Below are 15,477 nucleotides of genomic sequence, written 5' to 3'. Positions count from 1 at the left end.
CGCTCCGACACTCCGTCGCGTCGGGCCACCCAAAAACCAAGATCGCTAACTGCTTCACGTGGAACAGTTAGCGATCTTGAAAAAAAGGGGGGGGCGACTCAGCGCCGCCCGCGACGCGGACGCGCGGCACGGGCCGCCTTGGCGCGACGCGCCGCCGCCTTCACACCGCCCGGACTCTCACCCACCTGCACCCGCACCACGTGCGTCGGCGTCGCGACCACCGAGGCGCCCACAATCTCCACCGACCACTCCTCCGCGCCCAGCTTCTGCAGCGCGGCCCGGTGCTCGGCCACCTCCTGCTCCGCCGAGTCGCCCTTCAGCGCCAGCATCTGCCCGTACGGACGCAGCAGCGGCAGCCCCCAGCCGGCCAGCCGGTCCAACGGCGCCACCGCGCGCGCGGTCACCACGTCCACCTGGAGCTTGCCGATCATCTCCTCCGCCCGGCCGCGCACCACCGTCACGTTCGACAGCCGCAGCTCCCGGACGACCTCCTCCAGGAAGTTCGTCCGCCGCAGCAAGGGCTCCAGCAGGGTGATCTCCACGTCCGGACGGGCCAGCGCCACCGGGATGCCCGGCAGACCGGCACCCGAACCCACATCGCACAGCGACAACGGGGCCGGCCGCTCCGGCAGCGCCTCACCCAGCACCGCGCAGTTGAGAATGTGCCGCTCCCACAGACGCGGCACCTCCCGCGGACCGATCAAGCCACGCTTGACCCCCGCGTCGGCGAGCAGCTCCGCATAACGCTCGGCCAACGGCAGGCGGTCACCGAAGAGCTTCGAGGCGACAGCCGGGGTCTCCCCCAGCTCCGTCGAAAACTCCTCCGGCTGGTCCTCGACCACGCCGCACCACTCCCTCTGTAGCAGCCGCTGCACTCGGCTGTCGTGTCATGCCGTCGCACTTCAAAACCGGGAACGGCCCCGCCCACGGCACGCGACAGCGCGCACCGCGAACGGGGCCGGACAATCCGAACTCGACCCGCTCAGGCGGGCAGGACGACCACCCGGCGCTGGGGCTCCTCGCCCTCCGACTCGCTGCGCAGCCCGGCCGCCGCCACCGCGTCGTGGACCACCTTGCGCTCGAAGGGCGTCATCGCCCGCAGGCGCACCGGCTCACCCGACGCCTTGACGTCCTTGGCCGCCCGCGCGCCCAGCTCCGCCAGCTCCGTCCGCTTGCCGGCACGGAACCCGGCAATGTCCAGCATCAACCGGCTGCGCTCCCCGGTCTCCCGGTGCACGGCCAGACGGGTCAGCTCCTGGAGCGCCTCCAGCACCTCGCCGTCCTGGCCGACCAGGCGGTTCAGTGAACGGGTGGCACCCGGACCCTCACCGATGATCGAGACCGAGGCGCGGTCGCCCTCGACGTCCATGTCGATGTCGCCGTCGAGATCGGCGATGTCGAGCAGCGCCTCCAGATAGTCCGCAGCGATCTCGCCTTCCTGCTCCAGGCTGGCCAGCAGCTCGCTCTTGGACGCGCCCTCAGGGGCCACGGTGCCGTCCGTCACGGGATCGACTCCTTCGGTGAATCAGATGGAGACAGGTGGGGGGAGAGTCAGGACTTCTTCTTGGGCGACTGGCCGCCGCCCTGGTTGCGGTTGCCACCGCCGGCGGTGGCCCGGCCACGGGACGGGGCGGTCTTGGTGCCGCCACCCCCACCCTGCTGGCCCTTGCCGCGCTGCTGCTGACCGCCACCGGACGCGCGCTGCGCCTTGGACTGCCGCTTCGGCTGCTGACGCACCGGCTCCGGCTCGGGCTCGGCGTCCTCGACCGGCTGGGCGCCCTTGACGAGCGCGGCGATGCCCTTGATCTCGGTGCCGTCCGCGTTGAGCTTGCCGGCCGCCTTCAGGCGCGCCTGGCGCTCCTTCCACGCGATGGAGCCCGGCGTCGGGTTGTTGCGGATGATCACCAGCTGCTGGCCCAGGGTCCAGATGTTCGTGGTGAACATGTAGATGAGGACACCCACCGGCATGGCCGGACCGGTGAAGACGTAGATCAGCGGCAGGAAGTACATCATCATCTTCTGCTGCTGCATGTACGGCGTCTTGACCGTGAGGTCCACGTTCTTGGTCATGATCTGCCGCGTGGTCATGAACTGCGTGACGCACATCAGCGCGATGAAGATCGCGGTCACGATCTTGACCGTGGTGGAACCCGACCCGTAGAAGGTCTGCGAGATCTCAGCACCGAAGATGTGCGCGTGCTGCGCGCTGACGACCTCGGCCTGGGTGAAGACGCCCACCGCGTGACCCTGCGCGACGTTACGGAGCACACCGTAGAGTGCGGCGCCGATCGGGATCTGGACGAGCATCGGAAGGCAGCTGGCAGCAGGGTTGGTGCCGGCGTCCTTGTAGAGCTTCATCATCTCTTCGGACTGGCGCTGCCGGTCGTTCTTGTAGCGCTCCTGGATGACCTTCATCTTCGGCTGGAGCGCCTGCATCGTCCGCATGGACTTGATCTGCTTGGTGAAGATCGGGATCATCGCCGCACGGACGACGAGCACCAGCAGAACGATCGAAAGTCCCCAGGCCCAACCACTGCCAGCCGGGAAGACCTGGCTGAACATGGTGTGGAACGTGATGATGAGCCAGGAGACCACGTAGTACAGCGGGCTCAGGATTGTGTCGAAGGGCCCCACGGGTCAGACTCCTTGGGCAGTGGTCGGGGGGACCGGCTTGCGAAAAATACGCCGGTACCAGACCGGGTGCTTTCGTTCCGGGACGTAGTCGAAGCCGCCGGGGCTCCAGGGGTTGCACCGCAGGATGCGCCAGGCGGTGAGTACGGTGCCCTTGATCGCACCGTGGACCTTGATGGCCTCGAAGCCGTAGCGGGAACAGGACGGGTGGTAGCGGCACACCGGTCCCAGCATGGGGCTGATGGTCCACTGGTAGAGCTTGATCAGCCCCAACAGCACGTACTTGCCGGCGAAGAGGCCGACCAAGCCGACCACCACCCACAGCAGGTACGTCACTGCCCTGCTCCCGTCGGCGATGAGGCGCTCAGTTTGCGCAGCGCGGAGTCCAGATCGCGTGCCAGGTCCGCGTACTGCGCCTCGGCGGCCGAGGGCAGCGCGCGTACCACTATCAGGCTACCTGCGGGCAGGTCGCCGATACGTTCGGCCACCAGATGGCGCAGCCTCCGCTTGACGCGGTTGCGGACCACCGCCACACCGACGGCCTTACTGACAACAAAACCCGCACGCGCCGGGAGAAAGTTCCCCCCGGCGCTATGCGGGTTTGCAGGCTCCGCGGTCGCGCCACCGGTGTACAGGTGCACGACGAGCAGCGGACGGCCGACTCTCCGGCCCCGCCGCACCGCGGTCGCGAAGTCCTCGCGCCGCCTCAGCCGAGATTCGGAGGGCAGCACGACCTACAACCTCTGCTTCAGGCGGTAGGTCAGGCGGACAGGCTCGAGCGGCCCTTGCCGCGACGGGCGGCGAGGATCGCACGGCCTGCGCGCGTACGCATCCGCAGGCGGAAGCCGTGCGTCTTCGCGCGACGGCGGTTGTTCGGCTGGAAGGTGCGCTTGCTCACGGGGAAACTCCAGGTCAATCGAAGGGTTGGCCGGACCGTCCTTGGCCGTCACCGTGCGTCCGCGCGATCCCCATAACCCGTTCGATACGGTGATCCACGACGCCCAGAGCTGCGCGCCTCTTTGCGGAGACTCCGCGGGCATGCGGCAGCGGCCATCGACAACTCGACCTCGTTACGGTACGCGGAACGGCACCGACGGGTCAAACCAGCCCCTCTCCGGACCCTCTTCCCCGGGTGCCTCCAGGCCTGCGACGACGGGCCCGCGACACGTTTCCCACACCCTGTGGACAACAACTTGAACCGGGACGCTTCGGCCGCCTACCGTTGACAGACTTTCCCATGGAACTCCTGCCCCCAGTGAAGGCGTGCACCAGTGGCTGACCCAACAAACGATCTCGCTTCCGCGTGGACGCGAGTCGTCGAGCGACTGGCCAGCGACCCGGCGGTCGAGTCCATGGACAAGAAGTGGCTCCAGCGGACCCACCCGATGGGGATGATGGCCCACACCGCCCTGCTGGCCGCCCCCAACGAGTACGCCAAGGGCGTGCTGGAGGGACGGCTGGTGCAGCAGATCACCGAGCTGCTCGGGCAGGAGTTCCAGCGCCAGGTGCTGATCGCCGTCGTCGTCGACGCCAGCGCCGGCAGCTTCGCCCCCGCCCCCCAGCAGGCGCCCCCCGCTCCGCACCTCCCGCAGCAGCCCTACCAGCCGGGACCGCAGCAGCCTCAGCAGCACGCGCAGCAGCCGCACGCCCCCGCGCAGCACGGTTACGGCTACGCCCAGCCCTTCACCGAGCCCTACCCCTCCGGCCCGTCGCCCGAGGGGTACCAGCAGGGCGAGTCGTACCCGTCGAACGAGTCGGCCCCCCGGCCCTCGACGCAACCCCCGGCGCAGCCCTCGACCCCACCCGCGGCGCCGTCGCAGCCCGCCGCCTCGCAGCAGCCCGCCTACCGCGACGAGTGGGCCGTGCCGCAGCTGCCGGTCCAACTGCCCGCGCCCGTCCACCCGGAGCCCGCGAGGCAGTCCGCCCTGCCCGCGCTGCGGGAGGCCTCGGCCCCGGCTCCGCATCCGGCCAACGAGTCCGAGCAGCCGCCCGCCGGACGGCTGCTGCCGCGACCGGGCACCGGGTCCAGCGGCAGCAGCCCGCTCCCGGTCGGCGGTGGCAAGGACGAGCCGGCCGCGCGGCTGAACCCCAAGTACCTCTTCGACACCTTCGTCATCGGCTCCAGCAACCGCTTCGCCCACGCGGCCGCGGTCGCGGTGGCGGAGAGCCCGGCCAAGGCCTACAACCCCCTCTTCATCTACGGGGAGTCCGGGCTGGGCAAGACCCACCTGCTGCACGCCATCGGCCACTACGCCCGCAGCCTCTACCCGGGCACCCGGGTGCGGTACGTGAGCTCCGAGGAGTTCACCAACGAGTTCATCAACTCGATCCGCGACGACAAGGGCGACGGCTTCCGGCAGCGCTACCGCGACATGGACATCCTGCTGGTCGACGACATCCAGTTCCTGCAGAGCAAGGAGTCGACGCAGGAGGAGTTCTTCCACACCTTCAACACCCTGCACAACGCCAACAAGCAGATCGTGATCTCCTCCGACCGGCCGCCCAAGCAGCTGGTCACGCTGGAGGACCGGCTGCGCAACCGGTTCGAGTGGGGTCTGACCACGGACGTCCAGCCGCCAGAGCTGGAGACCCGTATCGCGATCCTGCGCAAGAAGGCGATCCAGGAGCAACTGAACGCGCCGGCCGAGGTGTTGGAGTTCATCGCCTCCAAGATCTCGCGCAACATCCGCGAGTTGGAGGGCGCGCTGATCCGCGTCACCGCCTTCGCCAGCCTCAACCGGGCGCCGGTGGACCTGCAGTTGGCCGAGATCGTGCTCAAGGACCTGGTGCCGGGCGGCGAGGACGACGGGCCGGAGATCACCGTCGGCGTCATCATGCAGCAGACGGCCGCCTACTTCGGCCTGAGCGTGGACGACCTGTGCGGCTCCTCGCGCAGCCGGGTGCTGGTGACGGCACGCCAGATCGCCATGTACCTGTGCCGGGAGCTGACGGACCTCTCCCTGCCGAAGATCGGTGCCGCGTTCGGCGGCCGCGACCACACCACCGTCATGCACGCGGACCGCAAGATCCGCACGATGATGGCGGAGCGCCGGGCCATCTACAACCAGGTGACCGAGCTGACCAACCGCATCAAGAGCTGACGCTCGACGCGGTGACACGCCAACTCTGTGGAGGGGCGCCCCCGGTGGGGGCGCCCCTCCGGCGTTTGCCCACAGTCGCGGACCGACCGGCCGTCCACACGCTGGGGAGAACCGAGTTATCCAGATCCGATCCACAGGCGCCCCGGCTCTGGGAGGATCGTCCCAGCTCAGGTGCCTGTGGAACTGTGGGCAGCCGTCCTCCACACCCTGTGGAGAACTTCTCGAACGTCAACACGGCGCCACAGTTATCCACGCGCTGTCCCCAGGGAGGGCCCGGTTATCCCCAGAGTGGGGCCGCTTCTCCACAAGAATGTCCACAGAACGGCAACCAGGAAGGGCATTTCACCGGCCCGAGCGAATTGGGTCACGTGATGTTGCCACAGGGGCTGTGGGAAACCGGGGGAAAACCTGGGGACACAGTGGTGGACAACCTGGGGACAACCCAAGGTGCCTGTGCACAAGGGGAGCTGCGTCCACAGGGGCACCTGTTTTTCCACCGCGGGCATCCCCAGGCGATGTGGACAGAAAATGGGCCCCGACCAGCGCAGGAAGGGGTTATCCACGGTTTCCACAACCCCTACTACTACTACCCACTAGATATAGCTCGGTCTTGATCCAAAAGCAGGGTGGGCTCAGATCTGTGGAGAAGGTGACCGGGACACGCGTTCGATGCCTCTTCGGGGCCTTCTGCCTCGGCTGTCCGTGCTATGCGTCAGACTGTTCCTCGGCAACCAGGAGCGTGCCCCGTCCCGTGGGCCTCCATGCGCGCCTCAGACGAACACCTAGCTGAACAACAAGCGACATCCACCCAGGAGGCGGTTACCGGTGAAGTTCCGGGTCGAGCGTGACGTCCTCGCGGAGGCGGTGGCCTGGGCCGCGCGCAGCCTCCCCGCAAGGCCCCCGGTGCCCGTTCTGGCGGGTCTGCTGCTGTCGGCCGAGAGCGACGGCGCAACGGGCCGTCTGAGCCTGTCCGGCTTCGACTACGAGGTCTCCGCGCGCGTCGAGACCGAGGCGGACGTGGAGGAGGCCGGCACCGTCCTGGTCTCCGGCCGTCTGCTGGCCGACATCTCGCGCTCCCTTCCCAACAGGCCTGTGGAGATCTCCACCGACGGCGTGCGTGTGCTCGTCGTCTGCGGCAGCTCGCGATTCACACTCCCCACCCTGCCGGTGGACGAGTACCCCGCGCTGCCGCAGATGCCCACCGTCTCCGGTGTGGTCCCGGGCGACGCCTTCGCCGCGGCCGTGGCCCAGGTGGCCGTCGCCGCCGGCCGCGACGACACGCTCCCGGTGCTGACCGGTGTCCGCGTGGAGATCGAGGACGACCGGGTCACCCTGGCCGCCACCGACCGCTACCGCTTCGCCGTGCGCGACCTGCTGTGGAAGCCGGAGCAGCCCGGCGTGTCGGCCGTGGCCCTGGTCCCGGCGAAGACGCTGCTCGACACGGCGAAGTCGCTCAGCGCGGGCGACAACGTCTCCATCGCGCTGGCCGGCAGCGGCAAGGGCGAGGGCCTGATCGGTTTCGAGGGCGCGGGCCGCCGGACCACCACGCGGCTGCTGGAGGGCGAGTTCCCGAAGTTCCGGGCCCTCTTCCCGACGGAGTTCTCCGCGATCGGCACGGTGCCCACCCAGGCCTTCGTCGACGCCGTCAAGCGCGTCTCCCTGGTGGCCGAGCGGAACACCCCCGTGCGGCTCAGCTTCGAGCAGGGCGTGGTCACCCTGGAGGCCGGCTCCGGCGACGACGCGCAGGCGACGGAGCGGATCGACGCGGACCTCGAGGGCGACGACATCTCGATCGCCTTCAACCCGGCCTACCTGCTCGACGGCCTCTCGGCCATCGACTCCCCGGTGGCCCAGCTCAGCTTCACGACGGCGACCAAGCCGGCCCTGCTGAGCGGCAAGCCTTCGCAGGAGGCGGAGGCGGACGAGGCCTACAAGTACCTGATCATGCCGGTGCGCCTGTCCGGCTGACGCCCGCTTGCACCACCAGGGGCGCGGGGCCGCTCGCGCCCACGCGGCAGGGCCGCAAATCGGTACAGCTCCGCGCCCCTGGAGGTAGTGCGGGGATAGGCTCGTGCATTGGTGCGGCAACGGGGCCGCGGACAGTCGATACGGAACGAAGGACTGATCATGCAGCTCGGACTCATCGGTCTCGGCAAGATGGGCGGCAACATGCGCGAGCGCATCCGCCGCGCCGGCCACACCGTCGTCGGGTACGACCGTGACCCCGCCCTGTCCGACGTCGGGAGCCTCAAGGAGCTGGTCGGCTCCCTCGCCGCGCCGCGCGTCGTGTGGGTGATGGTCCCGGCCGGCGGGCCGACGCAGTCGACCGTGGACGAGCTGGCCGAGCTGCTGGAGCCGGGTGACGTCGTCGTGGACGGCGGCAACTCGCGCTGGACGGACGACGAGAAGCACGCCGCGGAGCTCGCGACGAAGGGCATCGGCTTCGTCGACTGCGGCGTCTCCGGCGGTGTCTGGGGCCTGCAGAACGGCTACGCCCTGATGTACGGCGGCTCGGACGCCGACATCGCCAAGGTGCAGCCGATCTTCGAGGCGCTCAAGCCCGAGGGCGACTTCGGTTCCGTGCACGCGGGCAAGGTCGGCGCGGGCCACTTCGCCAAGATGGTCCACAACGGCATCGAGTACGCCATGATGCAGGCCTACGCCGAGGGCTGGGAGCTGCTGGAGGCCGTGGACAGCGTGGAGAACGTCCGCGAGATCTTCCGCTCCTGGAAGGAGGGCACGGTCATCCGGTCCTGGCTGCTGGACCTGGCCGTGGACGCCCTGGACAAGGACCAGCACCTGGGCAAGCTGAAGGGCTACGCCGCCGACTCGGGTGAGGGCCGCTGGACGGTGGAGGCCGCGATCGACCACGCCGTGCCGCTGCCGGCGATCACCGCCTCGCTGTTCGCCCGCTTCTCCTCGCGGCAGGACGACTCGCCGCAGATGAAGATGATCGCCGCGCTGCGCAACGAGTTCGGCGGCCACGCGGTCGAGTCCAAGTAGTACCAACTCCCGGGGTTTTCCCCGCAGTTATCCACAACCTGCGAAGGAAGCTGTGCACGTCGCGCATCTGTCGCTGGCCGACTTCCGCTGTTACGCCCGGGTCGAGGTTCCGCTCGACCCGGGCGTCACCGCGTTCACCGGTCCGAACGGCCAGGGCAAGACCAACCTGGTCGAGGCTGTCGGCTATCTGGCGACCCTGGGGAGCCACCGCGTGGCGGGCGACGCGCCGTTGGTGCGGCACGGCGCGCAGCGGGCGGTGGTGCGCGGGCTGGTGGTGCGGGACGAGCGGCAGACGCTGATCGAGCTGGAGCTGAATCCGGGCAAGGCGAACCGGGCCCGGATCAACCGCAGTGACAACGTGCGGCCGCGGGACGTGCTGGGGCTGCTGCGCACGGTGCTGTTCGCGCCGGAGGACCTGGCGCTGGTCAAGGGTGATCCGGGTGAGCGGCGGCGTTTCCTGGACGAGTTGCTGACCTTGCGAACGCCGCGGCTGGCGGGTGTGCGGCAGGACTACGAGCGGGTGTTGAAGCAGCGCAACGCGCTGCTGAAGTCCGCGGCGCAGGCGCGGCGGGGGGCGGGTCGCGGGATGGACCTGTCGACGTTGGACGTGTGGGACGACCATCTGGCGCGTGCCGGTGCGGAGTTGCTGGCGCAGCGGCTGGATCTGGTGGCTGCGTTGCAGCCCCTGGTCGCCGGGGCCTACGAGGAGTTGGCGCCGAGCGGGGGCGGGACGACGCTGGAGTACCGCTCCTCGATGGGCGAGGGTGTGCCGCTGTCGGGCGGCCGTGAGGCCCTGTACGCGGCGCTGATGGCGGCGTTGGGTGCGGCGCGCAAGCAGGAGCTGGAGCGCGGGCTCACCCTGGTGGGTCCGCACCGTGACGAGCTGGGTCTGCGGTTGGGCGAGCTGCCGGCCAAGGGGTACGCGTCGCACGGTGAGTGCTGGTCGTACGCGCTGGCGCTGCGGCTCGCCTCCTACGACCTGTTGCGGGCCGACGGCGGCGAGCCCGTGTTGATCTTGGACGACGTGTTCGCGGAGCTGGATGCGCGTCGGCGCGAACGCCTGGCCGAGCGGGTCGTGACCGGCGAGCAGGTGCTGGTCACGGCGGCGGTGCCGGAGGACGTCCCGGAGGCTCTGAAGGGCGCGCGCTACTCGGTGCTGAACGGCGAAGTGACCCGCGTCTGACCTGTCGACGGCCCGGGGGCGCGTACCCTGAAGGCTTGTCCACAGGGTGTGGATGTGAAAGGCGAGGCGGCGCATGTCGGAGGAGACTCCTGAGCTCAGCGGTGTCGACCTCGCGCGGGTCGCGCTGCGCGCCGCCAAGGAGCAGGCCCGGAAGCGCGGCGAGGCGACCGCGCAGAAGAAGCAGGCCCGCCGGACGGGTCTGCGGTCCGGCGCTCGTGCGGATGGTCGTGACCCTCAGCCGCTGGGCAGCGCGATCAGTCGGCTGATCGCCGAGCGGGGCTGGGAGGCGCCCGCCGCGGTCGGTGGGGTGATGGGGCGCTGGCCCGAGATCGTGGGGCGTGACATCGCCGCCCACTGCGAGCCGGAGCACTTCGACGAGGACGAGCGGGTGCTCTCGGTGCGCTGCAGCTCGACCGCCTGGGCCACCCAACTTCGTTTGATGGCACCGCAGTTGCTCAAGACGCTCAACGGCGGCCTGGGCGACGGCACGGTCCGCTTCATCAAGGTCCAGGGGCCGGCGACGGGCCCCGCGCGGTACCGCGGGCGGCTGCGCGCGCCCGGTAGCAAGGGCCCCGGCGACACCTGGGGATGAGCCTTCCCGGGCCCTCCCCGGCGTGCGAGCCGAGAAACGGGCGTCAGGGCGCTCTGCGCCCCCCTCGCGGGTGTGGGGACATGTCGGGCGCCGGTTGACGTCCGGCACGGGCCGTTCAGAGGGCGGCAAAGCCCCATCTATGTCAGTCGTACCGGTAGACTGGAACCCAAACACCACCGGGAGCGGAAGCGCTCGCGGTGGAGAGTCGTAACGCCGTGGCCGCCTCCGGCCCGCCCACATGGGCCGGGACGGCCCGCGCTGTGCCAGAGAGGGCGTTTCGTGGCCGAGTCCGGCAACCCCAACCAGTCCCCAGACGAGTCCGGCAACAACGAGAAGTCGTACGACGCCAGTGCCATCCAGGTGCTGGAGGGGCTCGAGGCCGTCCGCAAGCGCCCGGGTATGTACATCGGCTCGACCGGTGAGCGTGGCCTGCACCACCTCGTCTACGAGATCGTCGACAACTCCGTCGACGAGGCCCTCGCCGGTCACGCCGACACGATCGACGTGACGATCATGCCGGACGGCGCCGTCCGTGTCGTCGACAACGGCCGTGGCATCCCGGTCGGCGTGGAGAAGACGACCGGCAAGCCGGCCGTCGAGGTCGTGCTGACCGTGCTGCACGCCGGCGGCAAGTTCGGCGGCGGCGGCTACGCGGTCTCCGGCGGTCTGCACGGTGTCGGCGTCTCGGTCGTCAACGCGCTGTCGAACCGCCTCGCGGTCGAGGTGCGGACCGACGGCTACCGCTGGTCGCAGGAGTACAAGACCGGCGTGCCGGTGGCTCCGCTGGCCCAGCACGAGGAGACCTCGGAGACGGGCACCACCGTCACCTTCTGGGCCGATCCGGAGATCTTCGAGACCACCGAGTACTCCTTCGACACCCTTTCGCGGCGCTTCCAGGAGATGGCCTTCCTCAACAAGGGCCTGACCATCACGCTCACCGACGAGCGTCCGGACCACACGGACGACGAGGGCAAGCCGAACGCGGTGCGGTACCACTACGAGGGCGGCATCTCCGACTTCGTGAAGTACCTCAACTCCCGCAAGGGCGAGGTGATCCACCCCACCGTCATCGACTACGAGGCGGAGGACAAGGACAAGACGATCTCGGTGGAGATCGCCATGCAGTGGAACACCTCGTACAACGAGGGCGTCTACTCCTTCGCGAACACGATCCACACCCACGAGGGCGGTACCCACGAGGAGGGCTTCCGGGCCGCGCTCACGGGTCTGGTCAACCGGTACGCGCGCGACAAGAAGCTGTTGCGCGAGAAGGACGACAACCTCACCGGTGAGGACATCCGCGAGGGTCTGACCGCGATCATCTCGGTCAAGCTGGGCGAGCCGCAGTTCGAGGGCCAGACCAAGACCAAGCTCGGCAACACCGAGGCGAAGACCTTCGTGCAGAAGGTCGTCCACGAGCACCTCAACGACTGGCTGGACCGCAACCCGAACGAGGCCGCGGACATCATCCGCAAGGCGATCACCGCCGCCACGGCCCGCGTCGCCGCCCGCAAGGTGCGCGACCTGACGCGCCGCAAGGGCCTGCTGGAGTCGGCCTCGCTGCCGGGCAAGCTGTCGGACTGCCAGTCCAAGGACCCGACCGAGTGCGAGATCTTCATCGTCGAGGGTGACTCCGCCGGCGGCTCGGCCAAGCAGGGCCGTGACCCGCGGGTGCAGGCGATCCTGCCGATCCGAGGCAAGATCCTCAACGTCGAGAAGGCGCGCATCGACAAGGTGCTGCAGAACACCGAGGTCCAGGCGCTGATCTCGGCCTTCGGCACCGGCGTCCACGACGACTTCGACCTTGCCAAGCTCCGCTATCACAAGATCATCCTGATGGCGGACGCCGACGTCGACGGCCAGCACATCTCCACCCTGCTGCTCACCCTGCTCTTCCGCTTCATGCGCCCGTTGATCGAGGGCGGCCACGTCTTCCTGGCCCGCCCGCCGCTGTACAAGATCAAGTGGGGCCGGGACGACGTCGAGTACGTCTACACCGAGCGGGAGAAGGAGGGCGCGCTGGAGGCCGGGCGCCAGTCCGGCCGCAAGCTGCCCAAGGACGACGCGATCCAGCGCTTCAAGGGTCTGGGTGAGATGAACGCCGAGGAGCTGCGCGTCACCACCATGGACCGCGACGTGCGCCTGCTCTCCCAGGTCACCATGGAGGATGCCGCCCGCGCGGACGACCTGTTCTCGATCCTGATGGGCGAGGACGTCGAGGCCCGCCGCTCCTTCATCCAGCGCAATGCCAAGGACGTCCGCTTCCTGGACGTCTGAGTCCCTCCGGCAGCCGAAGCGTTCCGCAGTGAAAGGAAACTGACCACCCGTGGTCGACGACAACCGCCCCGAGGGCGAGCAGCCGGAGTCCATCCCGGCGCAGGAGAACGGCGGGGCCACCCGGATCGAGCAGGTCGAGCTCGAGACGGAGATGCAGCGCTCGTATCTCGACTACGCGATGAGCGTCATCGTCGCGCGCGCCCTGCCCGAAGTCCGTGACGGCCTCAAGCCAGTCCACCGTCGCGTGCTCTACGCGATGTACGACGGCGGCTACCGCCCGGACAAGGGCTACTACAAGTGCGCCCGCGTCGTCGGTGACGTCATGGGTAACTACCACCCGCACGGCGACACCTCGATCTACGACACCCTGGTGCGTCTCGCCCAGCCGTGGTCGATGCGGATGCCGCTGGTGGACGGCAACGGCAACTTCGGCTCCCCGGGCAACGACCCGGCTGCCGCCATGCGGTACACCGAGTGCCGCATGATGCCGCTGGCCATGGAGATGATGCGGGACATCGACGAGGAGACCGTCGACTTCTCGCCCAACTACGACGGCCGCTCGCAGGAGCCGCAGGTCCTGCCGGCCCGGATCCCCAACCTGCTGGTCAACGGCGCCACGGGGATCGCCGTCGGCATGGCGACCAACATCCCGCCGCACAACCTGCGCGAGGTCGCCTCGGGTGCCCTGTGGTACCTGAGCAACCCGGAAGCCTCCAACGAGGAGCTGCTCGAGGCGCTGATCGAGCGGATCAAGGGCCCGGACTTCCCGACCGGCGCGCTGATCGTGGGCCGCCGCGGCATCGAGGACGCCTACCGCACCGGCCGTGGCTCGATCACGATGCGCGCGGTGGTGGAGGTCGAGGAGATCCACGGCCGCCAGTGCCTGGTCGTCTCCGAGCTGCCCTACCAGGTGAACCCGGACAACCTGGCGCTGAAGATCGCCGACCTGGTCAAGGACGCCCGCATCGGCGGCATCGCCGACGTGCGCGACGAGTCCTCGTCCCGGACGGGTACGCGTCTGGTGGTCGTGCTCAAGCGCGACGCGGTCGCCAAGGTCGTGCTGAACAACCTCTACAAGCACACCGACCTGCAGACCAACTTCGGCGCCAACATGCTGGCCCTGGTCGACGGCGTGCCGCGCACGCTGTCGGTGGACGCCTTCATCCGGCACTGGGTCAACCACCAGGTCGACGTGATCGTCCGCCGCACCCGGTTCCGGCTGCGCAAGGCCGAGGAGCGCGCGCACATCCTGCGCGGTCTGCTCAAGGCGCTGGACGCGATCGACGAGGTCATCGCGACGATCCGCCGCTCGGACACGGTCGAGGCTGCCCGCACAGGCCTGATCGCGCTGCTGCAGATCGACGAGATCCAGGCCAACGCGATCCTGGAGATGCAGCTGCGTCGCCTGGCCGCCCTGGAGCGCCAGAAGATCACGGCCGAGTACGACGAGCTGATGGCCAAGATCCGCGAGTACAACGCGATCCTGGACTCCCCGTCCCGGCAGCGGGAGATCATCTCCGAGGAGCTCACCGCGATCGTCGACAAGTACGGCGACGAGCGGCGCTCGACGCTGATCCCCTACGAGGGCGACATGTCCGTCGAGGACCTGATCGCCGAAGAGGACATCGTCGTCACCATCACCCGCGGTGGCTACGTCAAGCGCACCCGCTCCGACCTGTACCGCTCGCAGAAGCGCGGCGGCAAGGGGGTGCGCGGCGCGCAGCTGAAGCAGGACGACATCGTCGACCACTTCTTCGTGACGACCACGCACAACTGGATCCTGTTCTTCACCAACAAGGGCCGGGTCTACCGGGCCAAGGGCTACGAGCTGCCCGACGCCGGGCGTGACGCCCGCGGCCAGCACGTGGCCAACCTGCTGGCCTTCCAGCCGGACGAGCAGATCGCGCAGGTCATGGCGGTGCGCACCTATGAGGCCGCCCCGTACCTGGTGCTGGCGACCCGCTCGGGCCTGGTGAAGAAGACCTCGCTGAAGGACTACGACTCGCCGCGTTCCGGTGGCCTGATCGCGATCAACCTGCGGCAGGACGAGGAGGGCAGCGACGACGAGCTGATCGGCGCCGAGCTGGTCTCCGCCGAGGACGACCTGCTGCTGATCTCCAAGAAGGCGCAGTCGATCCGCTTCACCGCCACCGACGAGGCGCTGCGGCCGATGGGCCGGGCCACCTCGGGTGTGAAGGGCATGAGTTTCCGCGAGGACGACGAGCTGCTCTCGATGTCCGTCATCCGCCCGGGTACGTTCGTCTTCACGGCCACGGACGGCGGCTACGCCAAGCGCACCAAGGTCGAGGAGTACCGCGTCCAGGGCCGCGGCGGTCTGGGCATCAAGGCCGCCAAGATCGTCGAGGACCGTGGCTCGCTGGTCGGCGCCCTGGTCGTCGAGGACACCGACGAGATCCTGGCGATCACCCTCGGCGGAGGAGTGATCCGCACGCGGGTCGCGGAGGTCCGTGAAACCGGGCGTGACACGATGGGCGTCCAACTGATCAACCTGAGCAAGAAGGACGCGGTCGTCGGCATCGCCCGCAACGCCGAGGCCGCTGCCGAGGACGAGGGCGACGAGGCCGAGGACGGCGCCGAGGGCGTCGCCCCCGGCACCGAGGTCACCGACGGCACCGAGGGCGCTGACGGCGCCGACGGGTCGGAGACCTCGGCCGAGTAGCGGTCGCGGG

13 protein-coding genes are annotated in these 15,477 nt (G+C 69.1%); 7 read left to right on the top strand and 6 right to left on the bottom strand.

Translation table 11 applies throughout. The features are described from left to right. Positions 1-98: 98 nt before the first annotated feature. The 6 genes from rsmG to rpmH all read right to left on the bottom strand — a co-directional run bounded on the left by rsmG (position 99) and on the right by rpmH (position 3,529). Positions 99-842, bottom strand: coding sequence for a 16S rRNA (guanine(527)-N(7))-methyltransferase RsmG (gene rsmG / locus DN069_RS14505; RefSeq protein WP_111501379.1), 744 nt, complete (start codon positions 840-842; stop codon positions 99-101). Positions 843-982: 140 nt separating this feature from the next. After that, positions 983-1,504 carry a Jag family protein gene (locus DN069_RS14500; RefSeq protein ID WP_111501378.1) on the bottom strand — a complete coding sequence of 174 codons (522 nt, stop codon included), beginning with the start codon at positions 1,502-1,504 and terminating at the stop codon, positions 983-985. A 47-nt stretch (positions 1,505-1,551) separates the two neighbouring features. Next, complete coding sequence (gene yidC / locus DN069_RS14495; RefSeq protein ID WP_111501377.1) at positions 1,552-2,634, bottom strand: membrane protein insertase YidC; 1,083 nt, start codon at positions 2,632-2,634, stop codon at positions 1,552-1,554. Positions 2,635-2,637: 3 nt separating this feature from the next. Then, positions 2,638-2,958: a membrane protein insertion efficiency factor YidD gene (yidD, locus tag DN069_RS14490; protein ID WP_279387902.1), complete on the bottom strand. Its 321-nt coding sequence runs from the start codon at positions 2,956-2,958 to the stop codon at positions 2,638-2,640. Between the two features lie 5 nt (positions 2,959-2,963). Continuing rightward, complete coding sequence (gene rnpA, locus DN069_RS14485; protein WP_111501376.1) at positions 2,964-3,362, bottom strand: ribonuclease P protein component; 399 nt, start codon at positions 3,360-3,362, stop codon at positions 2,964-2,966. Between the two features lie 29 nt (positions 3,363-3,391). Continuing rightward, positions 3,392-3,529 (bottom strand): 50S ribosomal protein L34, encoded by a 138-nt coding sequence (gene rpmH, locus DN069_RS14480; protein WP_030305394.1) that lies wholly within the window; start codon positions 3,527-3,529, stop codon positions 3,392-3,394. A 373-nt stretch (positions 3,530-3,902) separates the two neighbouring features. Between rpmH and dnaA the strand changes: the two genes are divergently transcribed. The 7 genes from dnaA (at position 3,903) to gyrA (ending at position 15,467) form a co-directional block, all read left to right on the top strand. Further along, positions 3,903-5,732: a chromosomal replication initiator protein DnaA gene (dnaA, locus tag DN069_RS14475; protein WP_111501375.1), complete on the top strand. Its 1,830-nt coding sequence runs from the start codon at positions 3,903-3,905 to the stop codon at positions 5,730-5,732. Positions 5,733-6,557: 825 nt separating this feature from the next. Continuing rightward, positions 6,558-7,700 carry a DNA polymerase III subunit beta gene (gene dnaN, locus DN069_RS14470; RefSeq protein ID WP_111501374.1) on the top strand — a complete coding sequence of 381 codons (1,143 nt, stop codon included), beginning with the start codon at positions 6,558-6,560 and terminating at the stop codon, positions 7,698-7,700. A gap of 159 nt (positions 7,701-7,859) precedes the next feature. Next, positions 7,860-8,735, top strand: coding sequence for a phosphogluconate dehydrogenase (NAD(+)-dependent, decarboxylating) (gnd, locus tag DN069_RS14465; protein WP_111501373.1), 876 nt, complete (start codon positions 7,860-7,862; stop codon positions 8,733-8,735). A 52-nt stretch (positions 8,736-8,787) separates the two neighbouring features. Further along, positions 8,788-9,918: a DNA replication/repair protein RecF gene (gene recF / locus DN069_RS14460; RefSeq protein WP_111501372.1), complete on the top strand. Its 1,131-nt coding sequence runs from the start codon at positions 8,788-8,790 to the stop codon at positions 9,916-9,918. 73 nt (positions 9,919-9,991) lie between these two features. Continuing rightward, on the top strand, positions 9,992-10,510 hold the full coding sequence (locus DN069_RS14455) for a DciA family protein (protein ID WP_111501371.1): 519 nt from the start codon (positions 9,992-9,994) through the stop codon (positions 10,508-10,510). A gap of 279 nt (positions 10,511-10,789) precedes the next feature. After that, entirely contained in the window at positions 10,790-12,787 is a 1,998-nt protein-coding gene (gene gyrB / locus DN069_RS14450; RefSeq protein WP_207892155.1) for a DNA topoisomerase (ATP-hydrolyzing) subunit B, read from the top strand. Positions 12,788-12,836: 49 nt separating this feature from the next. Then, entirely contained in the window at positions 12,837-15,467 is a 2,631-nt protein-coding gene (gene gyrA, locus DN069_RS14445) for a DNA gyrase subunit A (RefSeq protein ID WP_424556285.1), read from the top strand. Positions 15,468-15,477: the final 10 nt, after the last annotated feature.

This window comes from Streptacidiphilus pinicola (assembly GCF_003258295.1).
GTDB lineage: Bacteria > Actinomycetota > Actinomycetes > Streptomycetales > Streptomycetaceae > Streptacidiphilus > Streptacidiphilus pinicola.
The sequence above is the reverse complement of the archived record's forward strand: the minus strand, read 5'-3'. Positions and strand labels throughout refer to the sequence as shown.

Bases quoted from the DNA above. Each gene is read 5' to 3' on its own strand.
- gnd (WP_111501373.1), top strand. From the start codon at position 7,860: ATGCAGCTCGGACTCATCGGTCTCGGCAAGATGGGCGGCAACATGCGC.
- DN069_RS14455 (WP_111501371.1), top strand. From the start codon at position 9,992: ATGTCGGAGGAGACTCCTGAGCTCAGCGGTGTCGACCTCGCGCGGGTC.